Origin of the sequence: Burkholderia sp. AU45251, assembly GCF_030482905.1 — a bacterium.
Taxonomy (GTDB): Bacteria; Pseudomonadota; Gammaproteobacteria; order Burkholderiales; family Burkholderiaceae; genus Burkholderia; species Burkholderia aenigmatica.
This window is the reverse complement of the sequence record NZ_JAUJQH010000019.1, coordinates 122,249-135,497: the sequence shown is the minus strand read 5'-3', so window position 1 is coordinate 135,497 and position 13,249 is coordinate 122,249. Positions and strand designations below refer to the sequence as shown.

Here is a 13,249-nt window from a genome sequence, read left to right as displayed (position 1 = left end):
CTTGGCAGACACGAGACTCTCCCTTGGGCGTCGTTTGTGCAAGATGCCTGAGGGAGACCCCCACCGCTACATCACGCAAGCTGCTCAAAACGCCCCGAATTCCCATCGATTTACGTGCTCACGCTCAATAGAGGTCCGTGTCGCGTGTCAGTTCGAGCCGACCGACTAGCGGCTTACCTGCGTCAGTCGCAACGAACTGTTCAAGGCTCTCCCACGAATCAACCATACAAACGGTCCTCGGGCTTCACCGTGCTGTTGTAGGTCGTGACGGAACGATACGTGATCATCGTCACGTCCGACGCGAGGATCACCCAACCCACTCCCGGAATTGCGCGGCCAACGAACGCACCTATGTTCCGCGTGAATTTGATACGCATCAGGATCAGGCTGGTGAACGAGGTCACGGTCGGAAGGATACGGTGTTTTATCTCGTACGGCAGCATGCGGCGGGAAACGACAGACGCGATCGACGTCCCCTTGACGGCCCCGGCGAACTTGCCGCGCGTCGGGATGAACCGCTGGCCCGACAGCACCATCGCGATACCGACTGCATCATCGATTCCTAGCTCCTTGCCCGTCTCGTCGATAAAGATCAGGAAGAAGAGTTCTTCACGGTTAAGCCCTCATGCATCCCGTACTTGTACGTATTCTCCATCTCTCAGAATTATGCGTGTTGGTGATCGCCAGAGAGTAGCGTGAAGATGCCGCGTGGACTTAAGAAGCAACTGAACGTAATCCCGGAGAAGTTCTCGCCGCTCCTCTCGATCGACGATATGTGAAGATTGTCGCCCCGAAGGCTTCGAGGCGCGGCCCTCGCCGCGCTACTCCGCTTTGCTGACGACAGTCGGCGCCCAGACGAGCGACCCGACCCAGCCGATGAGCGTCCAGCCGAGGGATGTCTTGTGCACTGCGATGGCGTTCTGGTTGTGGTGGTGGCCGCGAGCGATCGCGATGATGGTCTGACCTGCCCCCCGCGATTTCCCCTCCTTTCACCTCGCCTTTTCCCTCGCCTGGACCCGCCGCAACAAGGTGCAACGCTCCGCAACGGGGTGCATCAGAGTGAACTCAATCATTTGATTTAAAAGGGTTTTCCACAGGAAACCGCCGCAACGTTCCGCAAAGGCGAACTCTACGCTGCGACGGTGTTCGGTTCTATAATCGAACCCGCTATTTCGCTGAACCGCCGCAAGAGATGCAAGAGACTCGACGATGAAATGGGATGACATCGGCACGCTGAATTGTTCGGTCGCACGTACGCTCGCCGTGCTCGGCGACCGCTGGACCATGCTGATCCTGCGCAACGCGTTCCTTGGCTGCCGCCGTTTCGACGCGTTCCAGACCCAGCTTGGCCTCACGCGCCACGTGCTGGCCGAGCGGCTCGCGCGGCTCGTCGACGAAGGCGTGCTGGTCAAGCGCGCGTATCAGGAGCGACCGCCGCGTTTCGAATACCGACTGACGGACAAGGGCCTCGACCTCTACCCGACCCTGCTCGCGCTGACGGCGTGGGGCGACCGCTGGAAAGACGACGGCCAGGGGCCGCCGGTACAGTTGCGCCACCGCACTTGCGGCCATCTGATGCATGCGGTCACCGTATGCTCGGCGTGCGGTGAGCCGCTCGACGCACGCGACGTGCAGCCGGAGCGTGGCCCCGGGTGGATTGCGGCCGAGGCAGCCGGAGCGCCTGCGACCGAGGATTGACGCAGCGCACCCGCATGAGTACGTGATCGCGTAACGCACACGGATCGTTCGTTGCGTTCGCACTGCTGTCGTGGGTCGCATCGAGCCCGCCCGGCTGCACGTGCGCATGGCTTGCACGACGCTATCCCGCCGCCACCGCACGTGCATTCGCGCGCCGCGAGCGCGCCGATCCGCTGCTCACCGCGAGCGCGCACACGGATCCCGCGCAACGCAACTTTGCGTCACCGCTTCTGACATCGCAGGCCATCGCGACGAGTCATCTCATCTCATCCGCACGTGACCGGGCCGCCACGTCTGCGTTACACTCACGGCCCGCTGTCTCGAAATTGTTCGCTGTCCAAGATGTTGTCGCGCAATCGCCTCGCCGCTGCCTGCCTCGCCGCTTCCCTGCTCGCCACACCGTTCGCCGCCTTCGGCAAGACGCAAAGTGAATCGCTGCTCCAGCAAGCGATCGACTTCGTGTCGCGATGGCTGCCGGCCCCCACTCACGAAGCCCCCGCGACACAGGTCGTCGAATCGGCGTTTTCGCCCGACGGCGGTGCCGAAGCGCTCGTGCTGAAAGCGATCGGCGCCGCGCGCAGCTCGATCCGCGTCGCCGCCTATTCGTTCACGTCGCCACCCGTCACGCGCGCCTTGCTCGCCGCCAAGCGACGCGGCGTGAATGTCGCGGTGGTCGTCGACGACAAGGGCAACCGCGCGAAGAGCAGCAAGCAGGCGTTGAACCTGCTCGTCAACGCGGGGATCCCGACGCGCACGATCGATGCCTATGCGATCCATCACGACAAGTACCTCGTGATCGACGCCGAGCACGTCGAAACCGGCTCGTTCAACTACAGCGCGTCGGCAGCCAGCCGCAATTCCGAGAACGTCGTCGTGGTGTGGAACAACCCGCAACTCGCATCGCGCTATCTCACACACTGGCAAAGCCGCTTCGATCAGGGCACGCCGTACCGCTCCAGCTACTGACGCACACAGCGCGGCGCCCTGCCACATTCGCTCGACCGTGTTGCAGATGATCGGCGAGCTTGGCGCGATGTGCAATTCAGCCGAATGGCCAGCGCGCCGCTTCGCGTATCGCACGTCCGGCGCGACACCGTCGCGCTCAGTGGATGTCGGGCGTCCGCCCCGCCGCGACGCCGGCTTGCGTCGTCGGCGCACAGCGATTCGCCTGTCCGCTCACGCCGCTTGCCGAAGTCGTCGACAAGCCGCTGGCGCCGCCCGGCAGCGCGCTGCCCGCACATACGATGCCGAATGCCAGCGTGTTCTGAACCATCGGATAAAGGAGATACAGCGCAAACGCGAGATAGCCTGCGTACAGAATTCGAACCATGGTGCGATGGGAAGCGATGAACGATTGGTCTCGCCCTGTTTACGGCACGGCGCCGGGCACCTTGAGGCGCCGCGCATCGCATTGCGCATCGGGGCAAAACGCGGGCTCATGGCGCCCGCTTCCCAACGCATCTGCACCGATCCTGGCCGAGCGCGGGCGCATGCCGCCGCCCGGCCGTTCAACTGCGGTTGCGTGGCTGCATCAGCTTCCGCACGGCGGCGCACTGGCCATCGCCTCGGCGATCTGCTCGGGCGTCAGGTCGCGCTGGTGCGTCGCGAGCGACCAGCGATGCCCGAACGGATCCTCGACCTGCCCGTAGCGATCGCCCCAGAACATGTCGGCAGCCGGAATCGTGACCGTCGCGCCAGCCGCGACCGCCTTCGCGATCGCCGCGTCGGTGTCCGGCACGTACAGGTGCAGGCAGACCGGCGTGCCTTTCAGGGCCTTCGGCCCGAGCGCACCGTGATCGGGCATTTCATCCACCAGCATCAGTGTCGAATCGCCGATCACGAGGCACGCGTGCGCGAGCCGGCCGTCGGGCATCGTCAGGCGAAACTGTTCGCTCGCATTGAACGCGCGCTTGTAGAAGTCGATGGCTGCTGCTGCGCCGGCGCAGATCAGGTGCGGCGTCAGCGTGCGCATCCCTTCCGGGATCGGTTTGACGGACGTGGACATGGGTGTCGCTCCTTCGGGCGGTTGTCGTATCGGAATCGGGACGGACGCGCGATGCGCACGCCTCCGATGCTACGACGGACGAACCCGGTGGAAATCGACACGGCGCCCGACATTTTTTGCTTTCTCGCGTATCGGGGCCGCGGGCTCCCCGTGTCGGGCGTCATCGGCCCGTCCGGTCGGCCTCGTTGTCCGGCATACCGAACTGCCGACGGCATGCCTCCAGCAATCCGGCCACTGCATCGAGCGGAAGATCGACAAACCGGGAGATCGGCAGCATCACGCCGCCCGGCACCCTGGTGCGCGACGAATGCGCCGAGAACTGGTAGCCGATGTAACGATTACCAGCGACGCTGATGATCCGGAATTCGGTGACGTCGCGCCATCGCGTGACGGGTTGTTCGCGTACGGCCCCGATCAGCCTGAAGCCCGTCTCGTCGACCTGCAGCGCCATCCTGCGCCGCGACGACACGAAGAAGGCAACACCCGCCAGCGCAAGCAACACGGCCAGCGCCGCCACCGGCCAGAGCGCCGGCTCGGCCGCATAACCGGATAGGCCCGCCGCGGCCAGCACCGCGCACGCGACCGCCCTTTTTTTCAGGCCCCGGCTGTCGACCGCCAGCGTCACCGGCAACTGGCCGGCGACCGTTCCCGCGACGGGATCGACATACCAGCCGGAATCGGCGGTTTCGCGTTCGTCGTTCATCGCCCGATCGCTCACATCGACGGCAACCGGGTCATCGAGGTCGGACATCCTATCGACGCGCCGCGACGGGCGGCTTGTCGCCACGCAGTGGACGCGATCGAGGACGGTTCGTATCGACGCACGCCAACACGCTTGCGTCTGCGCGGAACGGGCAGCGCGCCATCGGCATCGGTCATGTTCAGTTGCACACCTTGACGGTGCCGTTGCTCGTGCATTGACCGGTGGCCCAGTGACTCTGCCCTGCCAGATGAGGCGCCAGGCCGATGCCGCGGATCGGTGCGGCCGGCGACGATGCCGGAACGGCTGCGGCTGTGGACGCGGTGTCGGGCGACGGCAGCAAAGGCGGCTCGGACGCGGTCTGGCAAGCCGACAGCGCCAAGCAAAGTGCGGATGCCAACGGGGCGATGAGCGATCTGGACATGGTCTCGTACGCGTGTGCGATATTCGCTTCCGGTAACGGGCTCGTTGAAGATCGCGTGGCTCGTCAAACCGTTCGGCGCAACCGTCAACCCAGCATGACGGTCATCCAATACTACGCCTCGCGATCGACGTCGTGCGAGCGGCCGTTCGGCCAGGTAGCGCCAGCCATGCGGCCGCACGCGCTATCGCCGGCGCGTGCCGCACCGGTCAGATTTGCGGCAGATCGCGCAACGTGCGCGACTCGCTCGTTGCATCGATGTCGAGCTCGATGCCTTCCGATGCATCGCGATACTGCACGCGTTTGAGCCTGGGCCCGATCGCCGTGGCGTCCGATGCCGAGAAGATTGCGCGGACATCGTTGCCGGACGCGAGCGCGCGCGCCACGTCCGCCACCGGCGCCTCGCTGGGCGCCGCCGCCCACGACCGGTCGGCCGGATTCACGGCCGCCCAGCGCACGTGCGTCACGCGCGCGCTGAGCGGATCGATTCGCACGCCATTCACCGCAAACATCGACATCGGCATCTCCTTTGAATTTTTTTCGGCCCGCCGCGCTGATACGGGTCACGGACAGCCCCAGATCTCGCAGACGTTTCCTGCCGGATCCGCCACGGAAATCGCGATCGTACCGTCGCCGTAGTCCCACTCGTTCAGGATACTGACGCGGCACGACTCGAGCCGCGCGACGGCTTCCGAGACATGCGCCACTTCGATGGCAAGCGCAATGCCATGGCCGGTCGGTCGAAACTCCGGATACGGAAACTCGCCAGCGCGGCCCGGATGAACGGTCAGCGTCGCTCCGTCGACGACGAAGCGATGCCACGGATTCCCCGCCGCCGACACGCCATCGGAATGCGCCGGCAGCGCGAGCGCCACACGATAGAAATCCACTACCGCCCGAAAGCGGTCGTATTCGACCGGCACCAGGATGCCCAGACTCGCAATCATGTGCGCCTCTCCGGCCGACGAGATTTTCGATGATACATTGGGACGCTTTGCAACCGTCAACAGACAATCGTGCACGGGAGAAACACATGACCGACGCCTGGGGAACCTTCCCTGCCAGAATGGGCGACCATCAGGCTTTCATCAGCTTCAACCACAGCTTTGCGGAAATCGCGGAAGGCGATCCGCGCGCGTCGCTGCTCAGTGTGCGCGTCCCCTTTGCGCATCCGACACCGGAAGGCCTGCCGGCCGGCGACGAAATCGCCGCGCTCGCGACGATCGAGGATCTGCTGGACACCACGATCACCGCGAAAGGTGGCGTGCAGGTTGGCCGCATCACCGTCGACGGCCACCGGGATTTCCTCTTCTACGTGCCGTTCGACGACGCGGCAGCGGCGGAGATCGTCGACGCACTGGCCGATCAGACGACCTATGCCCTTCAGTACGCGCACCAGGACGATCCGGACAAGGAAGCCTACTGGCAGACGCTCTACCCGACCGACGACGACTGGCAGATCATGCGCGACATGCGCGTGCTGGATGAATTGCGGAAGAAAGGCGACGCCAGCGACGTCAGCCGGCGCGTGATGCACTGGGCGTACTTCCCCGACCAAAGCGACGCGCATCAGTTCGCAGACTGGGCCGAAGCGAAAGGCTATCCGGTCGAATCGGTTGCGCCCACCGAAGACGGCAAGTCGGCCGTACGGTTTTCGCACGAAGGCACCATGGCACTGGCCGACATCACGCGCCATACGGTCGCGATCAATCGCGAGATACGTTCGTTCGGAGGGGAATACGACGGCTGGGAAACCAGCGTCGAACAGGCTCGCTGAGTGGGGTAACGTGCCTGCTGCGCGCGACGTGATGCAACGCATCCGGCGCAAAAAACATCCCGGCGGCAGGGTTGCGCGCCGCCGGGACCAAGGCATCACCGGCCGAAACCGGCGATGGGCCTGAGGGTTCGCTCAGGCACGAGGAAAGCGATTCGTACGGATCAGGCGATCGGATGCCAGGGCGCGCAACCGATGCGATTACGCCGCCCGCCGAACGCCTGTCCGGTTCCGCCGACGCAGCCTTCCGGCGTCGGACGGGCAAAAAGCCCCCGCTCCTGCGCGAGCGAGCGGGGAAACGGTTGACCGGGCCGGGGAAGAACGGTCAACCGGCCAAATTGTGAGCGCGGGCCGCGCAACGATCTGTGCGCCAACTCACCCTTTGGTGACAATGCTGCGGCAACCGGACCGCTCGCGTGCCGCGCGGATCGCGTCACGGTCCGAGCGCAACGCCCGCGACCGGCGCGAGCATCACCACGATGACGGGCGACAGCACCACTGCCCCGACCATCATCACGCCGTCGGCCGCGAGCGTGACGGGTGTCGCGAGCAAGCGCACGGCCTTGCCTGCCGTGGTAATGCGATCGGTGACCTGGATCTTGTACGAATGCTCAAACGACGACCACGTCTTGCCTTGCGCAAAACCATCGGCCAGATAGCGCGATCCGTCCAGCACACCATTCATCTCCAGATCTCTGCTTCCGAGCTTCGTGAAGCCGTCCTCCTGCGCGCGATCCCAATCCTCGTCGGTCATGCCATTGCGGGGGAGCCGCAGCGAAAACTTGCCCGAGATCTTGCTGCCCTGCGCGGCGAACCCATAGAGCGCCGCCTTGATCGATTTGCGGTAAGGCGATGCCAGCACAGCGCCGAGATGCTCGGGCATATCGAAGATGTAGTGATATTTCTTGCCGAGCACGACGAATTTCTTGCCGTCCTCGCTGACGAGAAATCGGTCGACTGTCTCTTCATATCTGCCGTCTTCGAACAGCATGGCGGTGCAGCCTGTCAGGCCGGCAGCGACAATGATCGCGCCCGCCGTCAGTAGCGTTCTTCTTTTCATGTCCGGAATTTTATTTTGTTTTAATTCAAGCAAATGATTTGAGGTCCGGGGCCAGTTTCCGGTAAGTAGCAAGTGTTGTCAAAGCAGGATCATTCTATTTTTTCCAGCGGCACGATTCGGACTTCATTTTTCGCTACCGATTTTTTCGAAACCGGGTTTCGCGAACCCAGGAACTTGCATCATGACAACCGGGTTTCGTCGTCGTGACAGTCAGCTGAAAAGCCATTCCGCAACCATCTCGATCCAGTCGAGATCGCTGGCGACATCAATGACGGTTTCGCCGACGATTTCGGCAGTCGACTCGGTCGATGCGCCCGTCGCCACCGCGCCGACAGCAACCGCGTTCGCCTTCGCTATTTCGACCGACGCGCCGGATCTCGGATCGGCCAGCCGCTCCAGCCAGTCGACGATATTGGCACGCGCCTCTTCTTCATCGGCGAAATCATGCCGCTCGAGAAAGCGGTCGAACACGATCCACGCAAGCGTCTTGCTTCGCGAAGCGGATTCGAGACGCCAATCGACAACGCCTGTCCGACCGGACTCCCTGATTTCGAGCGTTGCGGTGAAACAGTAATCGAGATACTCGATCTCAAGTTTCGACGGCATGGTTTTCTCCGGTCAATCTGCCCTCTCTGTTCCTATGATGATTCGTGCATGCCGAGTTTCGCGACGCCGCGTGAATCCCGAGTGAAATTCGCGCGGTGCGTCATTCCCGCTGGCAGTATCGCGACATTCCCGTGACCTGTCGATATCGATCGCCGACACAAGACCGCATTCGATTTTTCCACCCTTCCTCTCCGCGCTTTCATTCGCGGTTCAGATTCTGCTGCGAATCGCTCCGCTTTCCGGTTGCGGGTATTGCCCTGCTTCCCCGCCGCAATCGCGCTGCTAAACTTCAACAAAGACGACCGCTTGCAGCACCAGAGGAAGTAATGGCAATGGCACTCGCCCACGCACAACAGAATGGCGTAGAAGTCTGGATTATCCAGCTTCCCGGGCACGCCCCCTATGCCTATACGCACCTCAAGCGGGTATTCTCGTCCGACGATACGCGACACCGGGTCGTGGCGATCGACCTGAAGAAACTGCTGACATGCGCCGACCGAGACACGACGGACTACGTGTTGCCGTCAGTGCTGTACTGGGCCCCCGGAAAGGCCGCGGGCATTCGCGAATTCCTCGATCCGGACCAGGACAGGATTCCCGACATGCCGTACATCACGTTTCGCGAGACGAGAACGCGCACGCTGCTCGGCATCCCCGGCCTGTCGAAAGTCGGCGTGGCGTCGTTCCGCAACGGCCAGCATCGCGCGCGCTATCTCGCCTATGCGGGCGCAACGACCCTGCCCGTCGAGGTGCATGAGACGGAAGCCGATTTGCTCGTGCGGTACTGCAGCGAGTAGCGCTGGAGTACGTTTGGCCTTCGCCCGGCGATGGCCGAACGTCATGCGACCGTTCGCTCGAATGTCGCCAGGCCGCTACGCCTGTAGCGCGTAGATCCGGTCGGTGACCTCCGTCTGGCCGATGCGGCTCGTTGCGATACCCGCCAGTTGCCAGCCGTTGTGTTCATAGAAACCGATCGCCCGTTCGTTGCCCTCCAGCACCTTCAGGTGGACCCTGTTCACGCCGAGCCCGCGCGCCCACGCCCGAACGGCTTCGATCATGCGCTTGCCCGTGCCGCTTCCGTGATGAGAAGGATGGACGTGCAGGCAATCGAGCAGCACGCCAAGCGCAGGATCGACGGGACGCTCGGCACTGACGATGCCCACGGGCTCGCCGTCCACCTCGGCGATCAGCACGAGGCCCCACGCTTTTTCATTGCGATCGAGATATTGCCGCCACCGGATCGCGTGTTCCGTCGGCGCCTCGTCGGACAGGTAGGCCACCGGCAGGATGTGGCTGTACGCGGTTTGCCAGCTCAGCGTGTGCAGGCGAGCGATGTGGTTGGCGTCTTGCGCTGTCGCGGCGCGCAGCGTGGCCCGGGTTTCCGGCATCGGTGGTCACTCCTTCCGCTTGTTGTCTTGATCGGGACGTCTCGCCGCAAAATATACCGCGCGTTGCACGCATGCAAAAATCGACGTCGCCGCGCTCGAACCATACTTGTCGGCCCGACCCGGAACCACGGGTACACAAACCTTGGGGAATTCAAACAATGCGACGTGTGTTGGGAACGATCGGATTTGCGATCGCGGGCGTCATCAGCGTGATCGCGTGGGCCACGATCGACAGCCGCCTGTGTATCGCGTTTGATCGATTGTGCATACCGCCGGCCGGTTCCTGCGGTGGCGGCGTAGATGCGTGCGCAGCAACGATCCACGCCACCGTCGACCTGTTCGCGTATCTGTTCGGACCGCCTATCCTGTTCGCGGTGCTCGGAGCCTATCTGTTTTCAAGACGTCGCCCGCTGCACGTGATCGTCGCGTACCTTGCATGCGCCGTCGCCACACACTGGCTCGTGACGTTCGTGGGCGTTCGCCTCCTTCACGTCTGACGCGATCGCGTCAGCGCCTGCCTGCCGGGCGTCGCTGCAACTCGTTGCCAGCGCAACGGGATGCAGGCAAAAAAAATCCCGACACCTTCATGGGTTGTCGGGATCGAACGGCCCTGCAAAGCATGAGGGCACGAGGAAGTCGATACATTACACCAATGTAAGATTGTTGCGCATTGTCGGTTCACGCCAAGTCCCTGTCTCATTCGGCCATTCAGGCGACAAAGGGCGGCCATAAACGAAAAAAGCCTGCTCACGCGGAACGCGAGCAGGCAAGAAAACGGATCAGCATTCGAGGCACGAGGGCTGTCCAGGGAAGATAACGGCACGGGAAGCGAGAACCTTAATCGGGAAAGGAAACTGCACAACATCACGTCAACCGGATACGGCCATACGATCTCGCGGCAAAGATGGTTTGATGAAAACCTGCTACACAGTGACGATATCCTGTTGCGCTCAACCCTGCTTTCCGTCAATCGTTCGCCGTTCGACCCGGCTTGCGCGTAGCGGAGCGCCCGTCCGTTTCATTGGCCATGTATGGCAAACTTCGGCTCCGAATCGACGCAGCGCGCACTCTTTATCACAGGGGAATCATGTACGTCCTGATCTATATCGCAGCGGTCGCTGTCGCTAACCTGATGGTCGCTCATTTCGGACCGGCTGCTACGCCGATCATCGCGTTCCTTCTGATCGGACTCGATCTCGCGATTCGAGACCGGCTCCATCTGGACTGGCGCGGCCGCGCGCTTTGGTCACGGATGTTTGCGTTGATCGCAGCCGCCGGCGTCGTCAGTTACGCGCTCAATCCCGCCGCCAAGGAAATCGCCCTCGCGTCTCTGGTGGCGTTCGGTTCGGCAGCCGTGGCGAGCGCGATCGTGTTTCAACTCGCACGTCGCTTCCCGATACTGGCGCGTGCAAATGGCGCGAATGTCGCGGGGGCGGCTGTCGACTCCATCATCTTTCCGCTGATTGCGTTCGGGACGGTGTTCCCGACGATCGCCGCATTGCAGTTCGTCGCGAAGGTGGCTGGTGGTGCTTTGTGGTCGTGGTTGGTTTTTCGAAACGCTCGAACGGTGCAGGCGGGGATCGCGAGCAATGTGGTGGATCGGTGAGGACGGGTCGGCGTTTGGCCACGGGTCAAAGCCATCGAACGACTGCGATGTTACCTCGATCGACTGCACCCACTGCAGAGAAAAGATCGCGGTAGCGCCGTGTTCAATCGCCACGCACCTGCCGTCCATGTACGGGCGATGACGTATTGCTCGATCGACAAGATAATGACAAACCACGATAAAACGCGGAGCCAACCATATGCAGCCCTATGGGCCATCACCGGCATACTCGTACTGATCGATTTATTCTGGCTCCCAGCAGCCGGAATATTCGTGCCTATTTCTACTATCGCAAAAAAGGGCGTCGGAATAGTGCTAGCCATGTTGCTTGGCACTCTACTGTGGATGGTCTCGCGGGCATTCCGTAATCGATCTGAATCGCGGACCATCTTCTATCGTGAAATCGCCATCGTGCTGTGGTGGATCGGTGCCTTCTGTGCGTTCACCGACGCCGCTCTGGTACTGCAATACCTGACCGTAAGCGCTGGGCGCCCGCTGGTCGACACGGCGTTGCTACGGTTCGATTCACAATTCGGTTTCGAGTGGGAGGTACTCTATAAGTGGGTCGGCGCACATCCCACCATAAAAACCATATTGCACGTGGCGTATGAAACTGGATTAATTCAGCTTGTGATAATCCCGTTCATATTGGCTGTTGTCAGAAAATCGCAAGATTACTCGGAGCTGGTCCTGAACGCCACGATCTCGGGGCTCATTGTGGTATTGATTGGCTGGCTCTACCCGGCCAGCAGCGCGTACCTGCACTTCGGAATTCACGCGCCCGGGACAGCCGACACGGTTTCAGATTTCATCTTGCTTCGGTCCGGCGAACTACGGCAGATCGTCCTTGAGAACGCGCAGGGGCTCGTATCGATGCCGTCGTACCATGCGGCGCTAGCAATCTGTTTCGCATGGAGTCTCCGGCATGTCCGGCGGGTTTTTCCTGCCGCTTGCGTCCTGAACATCGCGATGATCCTGTCGACGCCCACGGAAGGTGGCCACTATCTAGCGGACGTCGTCGCCGGAATCTTCCTCGGCGTCGCCACGATATACGTGACGCGCGCTTTCCTGCCGGGCTACTTGCGGGCAACCGCCGATTCCCCGCTGGCCGATCGCGATCTGCCGATCGCCGCCCACCCCCTCTCTACCGACAAGCGCCAATAAGTCAGTGGCCGCCACGTCCGGCCGCTCCCGGACTACTTTCAGTGTTGCTCGCCTCGAACGAGCATTTTTTTGGTTTCACGGTTTAGAAACTGCTCGACTGTGCGTTAGAACTATCTGAGCTATCGGACATCCACGCAATTTCGAGCAGCAGGAGACGGCCATCAAGCAAGCTGCTCGCGTCCTTTTCTGGATCGCCGTCGGCGACGTCGTGAATAGCAAGTTGCACGCAGTGACCGACCGGATTCACGCCGCATTCATCGCGCCGTAACCAAGTGACCTGTCGTGGCCGCAGGTCGGCCGCCAGGCCGGTCACATTAAAGTGAAGCGTGGAAGAGGCGCAGCGAGGTAATCGAGCAGATCGAAATCATGACGACGCCTGGCACGCGCTACATTCGCGACGGCGTCAAAAAGTTGTTCTAGGGGAAGTTGCTGAACGAGGCAATCGAGGAAAAGGTATTTGCCGGCCGGTTCACGTTCCACGACCCGCGCGCATATTACGCGACCCATCACAAGGGCAAGCGCGGCGCACCGCCCGACCTTCACGCGAATCCAGCAACAACCGCACGCGTGTATGACCGAAACAAAATCGTAAAGCGCTGTGAATTCCATTTTGTGGAATTCCAAAACTTTTGTGGAATTCCAAAACAAAAACGGCACTGGATAAAATCTCAGTGCCGTTTCTAACTGCTTGATACCGCTTGGAATTCTTTGGGGTGGCTGATGGGACTCGAACCCACGACGACAGGAATCACAATCCTGGACTCTACCAACTGAGCTACAGCCACCACTGTTACTGCTTTTTGTTCTTCGCTGCTTTTGTGTTTCAG

18 protein-coding genes, 1 tRNA gene and 1 pseudogene are annotated in these 13,249 nt (G+C 61.9%); 7 read left to right on the top strand and 13 right to left on the bottom strand.

Features of this window, described 5'->3' with window-relative positions; translation table 11 throughout:
- Nucleotides 1-218: 218 nt before the first annotated feature.
- Nucleotides 219-655 (bottom strand): annotated as a pseudogene (locus QZM67_RS29135) (STM2901 family protein).
- Nucleotides 656-821: 166 nt separating this feature from the next.
- Nucleotides 822-947 carry a superinfection immunity protein gene (locus QZM67_RS39965; RefSeq protein WP_367620453.1) on the bottom strand — a complete coding sequence of 42 codons (126 nt, stop codon included), beginning with the start codon at nt 945-947 and terminating at the stop codon, nt 822-824.
- Between the two features lie 262 nt (nt 948-1,209).
- Between QZM67_RS39965 and QZM67_RS29130 the strand changes: the two genes are divergently transcribed.
- Both QZM67_RS29130 and QZM67_RS29125 read left to right on the top strand, forming a co-directional pair.
- The gene (locus QZM67_RS29130) at nt 1,210-1,698 is read left to right on the top strand and encodes a helix-turn-helix domain-containing protein (RefSeq protein ID WP_301808665.1); all 489 of its coding nucleotides are present in this window, start codon (nt 1,210-1,212) and stop codon (nt 1,696-1,698) included.
- A 342-nt stretch (nt 1,699-2,040) separates the two neighbouring features.
- Nucleotides 2,041-2,664, top strand: coding sequence for a phospholipase D family protein (locus tag QZM67_RS29125; protein WP_011351878.1), 624 nt, complete (start codon nt 2,041-2,043; stop codon nt 2,662-2,664).
- A 136-nt stretch (nt 2,665-2,800) separates the two neighbouring features.
- Here the strand turns inward: QZM67_RS29125 and QZM67_RS29120 are convergent, their stop codons facing one another.
- The 6 genes from QZM67_RS29120 to QZM67_RS29100 all read right to left on the bottom strand — a co-directional run bounded on the left by QZM67_RS29120 (nt 2,801) and on the right by QZM67_RS29100 (nt 5,831).
- Nucleotides 2,801-3,028, bottom strand: coding sequence for a hypothetical protein (locus tag QZM67_RS29120; RefSeq protein ID WP_089450413.1), 228 nt, complete (start codon nt 3,026-3,028; stop codon nt 2,801-2,803).
- 201 nt (nt 3,029-3,229) lie between these two features.
- Complete coding sequence (locus tag QZM67_RS29115) at nt 3,230-3,703, bottom strand: VOC family protein (RefSeq protein WP_043182707.1); 474 nt, start codon at nt 3,701-3,703, stop codon at nt 3,230-3,232.
- 160 nt (nt 3,704-3,863) lie between these two features.
- Nucleotides 3,864-4,406 (bottom strand): aspartyl-tRNA synthetase, encoded by a 543-nt coding sequence (locus QZM67_RS29110; RefSeq protein WP_301808674.1) that lies wholly within the window; start codon nt 4,404-4,406, stop codon nt 3,864-3,866.
- Nucleotides 4,407-4,584: 178 nt separating this feature from the next.
- Entirely contained in the window at nt 4,585-4,827 is a 243-nt protein-coding gene (locus tag QZM67_RS39960) for a hypothetical protein (protein WP_043182706.1), read from the bottom strand.
- 206 nt (nt 4,828-5,033) lie between these two features.
- Complete coding sequence (locus QZM67_RS29105; RefSeq protein WP_043183156.1) at nt 5,034-5,342, bottom strand: hypothetical protein; 309 nt, start codon at nt 5,340-5,342, stop codon at nt 5,034-5,036.
- Nucleotides 5,343-5,387: 45 nt separating this feature from the next.
- The gene (locus QZM67_RS29100) at nt 5,388-5,831 is read right to left on the bottom strand and encodes a VOC family protein (RefSeq protein WP_301808663.1); all 444 of its coding nucleotides are present in this window, start codon (nt 5,829-5,831) and stop codon (nt 5,388-5,390) included.
- 26 nt (nt 5,832-5,857) lie between these two features.
- On the opposite strand from QZM67_RS29100, the gene QZM67_RS29095 reads away from it, so the two are divergent.
- On the top strand, nt 5,858-6,601 hold the full coding sequence (locus QZM67_RS29095) for a DUF695 domain-containing protein (protein ID WP_301808661.1): 744 nt from the start codon (nt 5,858-5,860) through the stop codon (nt 6,599-6,601).
- 430 nt (nt 6,602-7,031) lie between these two features.
- On the opposite strand, the gene QZM67_RS29090 is transcribed toward QZM67_RS29095, so the two are convergent.
- Nucleotides 7,032-7,658, bottom strand: coding sequence for a hypothetical protein (locus QZM67_RS29090; RefSeq protein ID WP_175022593.1), 627 nt, complete (start codon nt 7,656-7,658; stop codon nt 7,032-7,034).
- Between the two features lie 210 nt (nt 7,659-7,868).
- Complete coding sequence (locus tag QZM67_RS29085) at nt 7,869-8,264, bottom strand: hypothetical protein (protein ID WP_175022581.1); 396 nt, start codon at nt 8,262-8,264, stop codon at nt 7,869-7,871.
- 332 nt (nt 8,265-8,596) lie between these two features.
- On the opposite strand from QZM67_RS29085, the gene QZM67_RS29080 reads away from it, so the two are divergent.
- Nucleotides 8,597-9,061 carry a hypothetical protein gene (locus tag QZM67_RS29080; RefSeq protein ID WP_301808657.1) on the top strand — a complete coding sequence of 155 codons (465 nt, stop codon included), beginning with the start codon at nt 8,597-8,599 and terminating at the stop codon, nt 9,059-9,061.
- Between the two features lie 75 nt (nt 9,062-9,136).
- On the opposite strand, the gene QZM67_RS29075 is transcribed toward QZM67_RS29080, so the two are convergent.
- Nucleotides 9,137-9,652: a GNAT family N-acetyltransferase gene (locus QZM67_RS29075; RefSeq protein ID WP_301808655.1), complete on the bottom strand. Its 516-nt coding sequence runs from the start codon at nt 9,650-9,652 to the stop codon at nt 9,137-9,139.
- A 71-nt stretch (nt 9,653-9,723) separates the two neighbouring features.
- Here QZM67_RS29075 and QZM67_RS29070 point away from each other — a divergent pair, with 71 nt between their 5' ends.
- From QZM67_RS29070 to QZM67_RS29060, 3 genes are all read left to right on the top strand, one after another.
- Nucleotides 9,724-10,149 (top strand): hypothetical protein, encoded by a 426-nt coding sequence (locus QZM67_RS29070; protein WP_301808654.1) that lies wholly within the window; start codon nt 9,724-9,726, stop codon nt 10,147-10,149.
- 590 nt (nt 10,150-10,739) lie between these two features.
- The gene (locus QZM67_RS29065) at nt 10,740-11,258 is read left to right on the top strand and encodes a VUT family protein (RefSeq protein ID WP_051889821.1); all 519 of its coding nucleotides are present in this window, start codon (nt 10,740-10,742) and stop codon (nt 11,256-11,258) included.
- Nucleotides 11,259-11,423: 165 nt separating this feature from the next.
- Nucleotides 11,424-12,422, top strand: a complete 999-nt coding sequence (locus QZM67_RS29060) for a phosphatase PAP2 family protein (RefSeq protein ID WP_301808651.1) — start codon at nt 11,424-11,426, stop codon at nt 12,420-12,422.
- Nucleotides 12,423-12,731: 309 nt separating this feature from the next.
- Here the strand turns inward: QZM67_RS29060 and QZM67_RS29055 are convergent, their stop codons facing one another.
- Both QZM67_RS29055 and QZM67_RS29050 read right to left on the bottom strand, forming a co-directional pair.
- Nucleotides 12,732-13,031, bottom strand: a complete 300-nt coding sequence (locus tag QZM67_RS29055; RefSeq protein ID WP_301808648.1) for a hypothetical protein — start codon at nt 13,029-13,031, stop codon at nt 12,732-12,734.
- A 100-nt stretch (nt 13,032-13,131) separates the two neighbouring features.
- Nucleotides 13,132-13,207: transfer RNA gene (locus tag QZM67_RS29050), tRNA-His, on the bottom strand.
- Nucleotides 13,208-13,249: the final 42 nt, after the last annotated feature.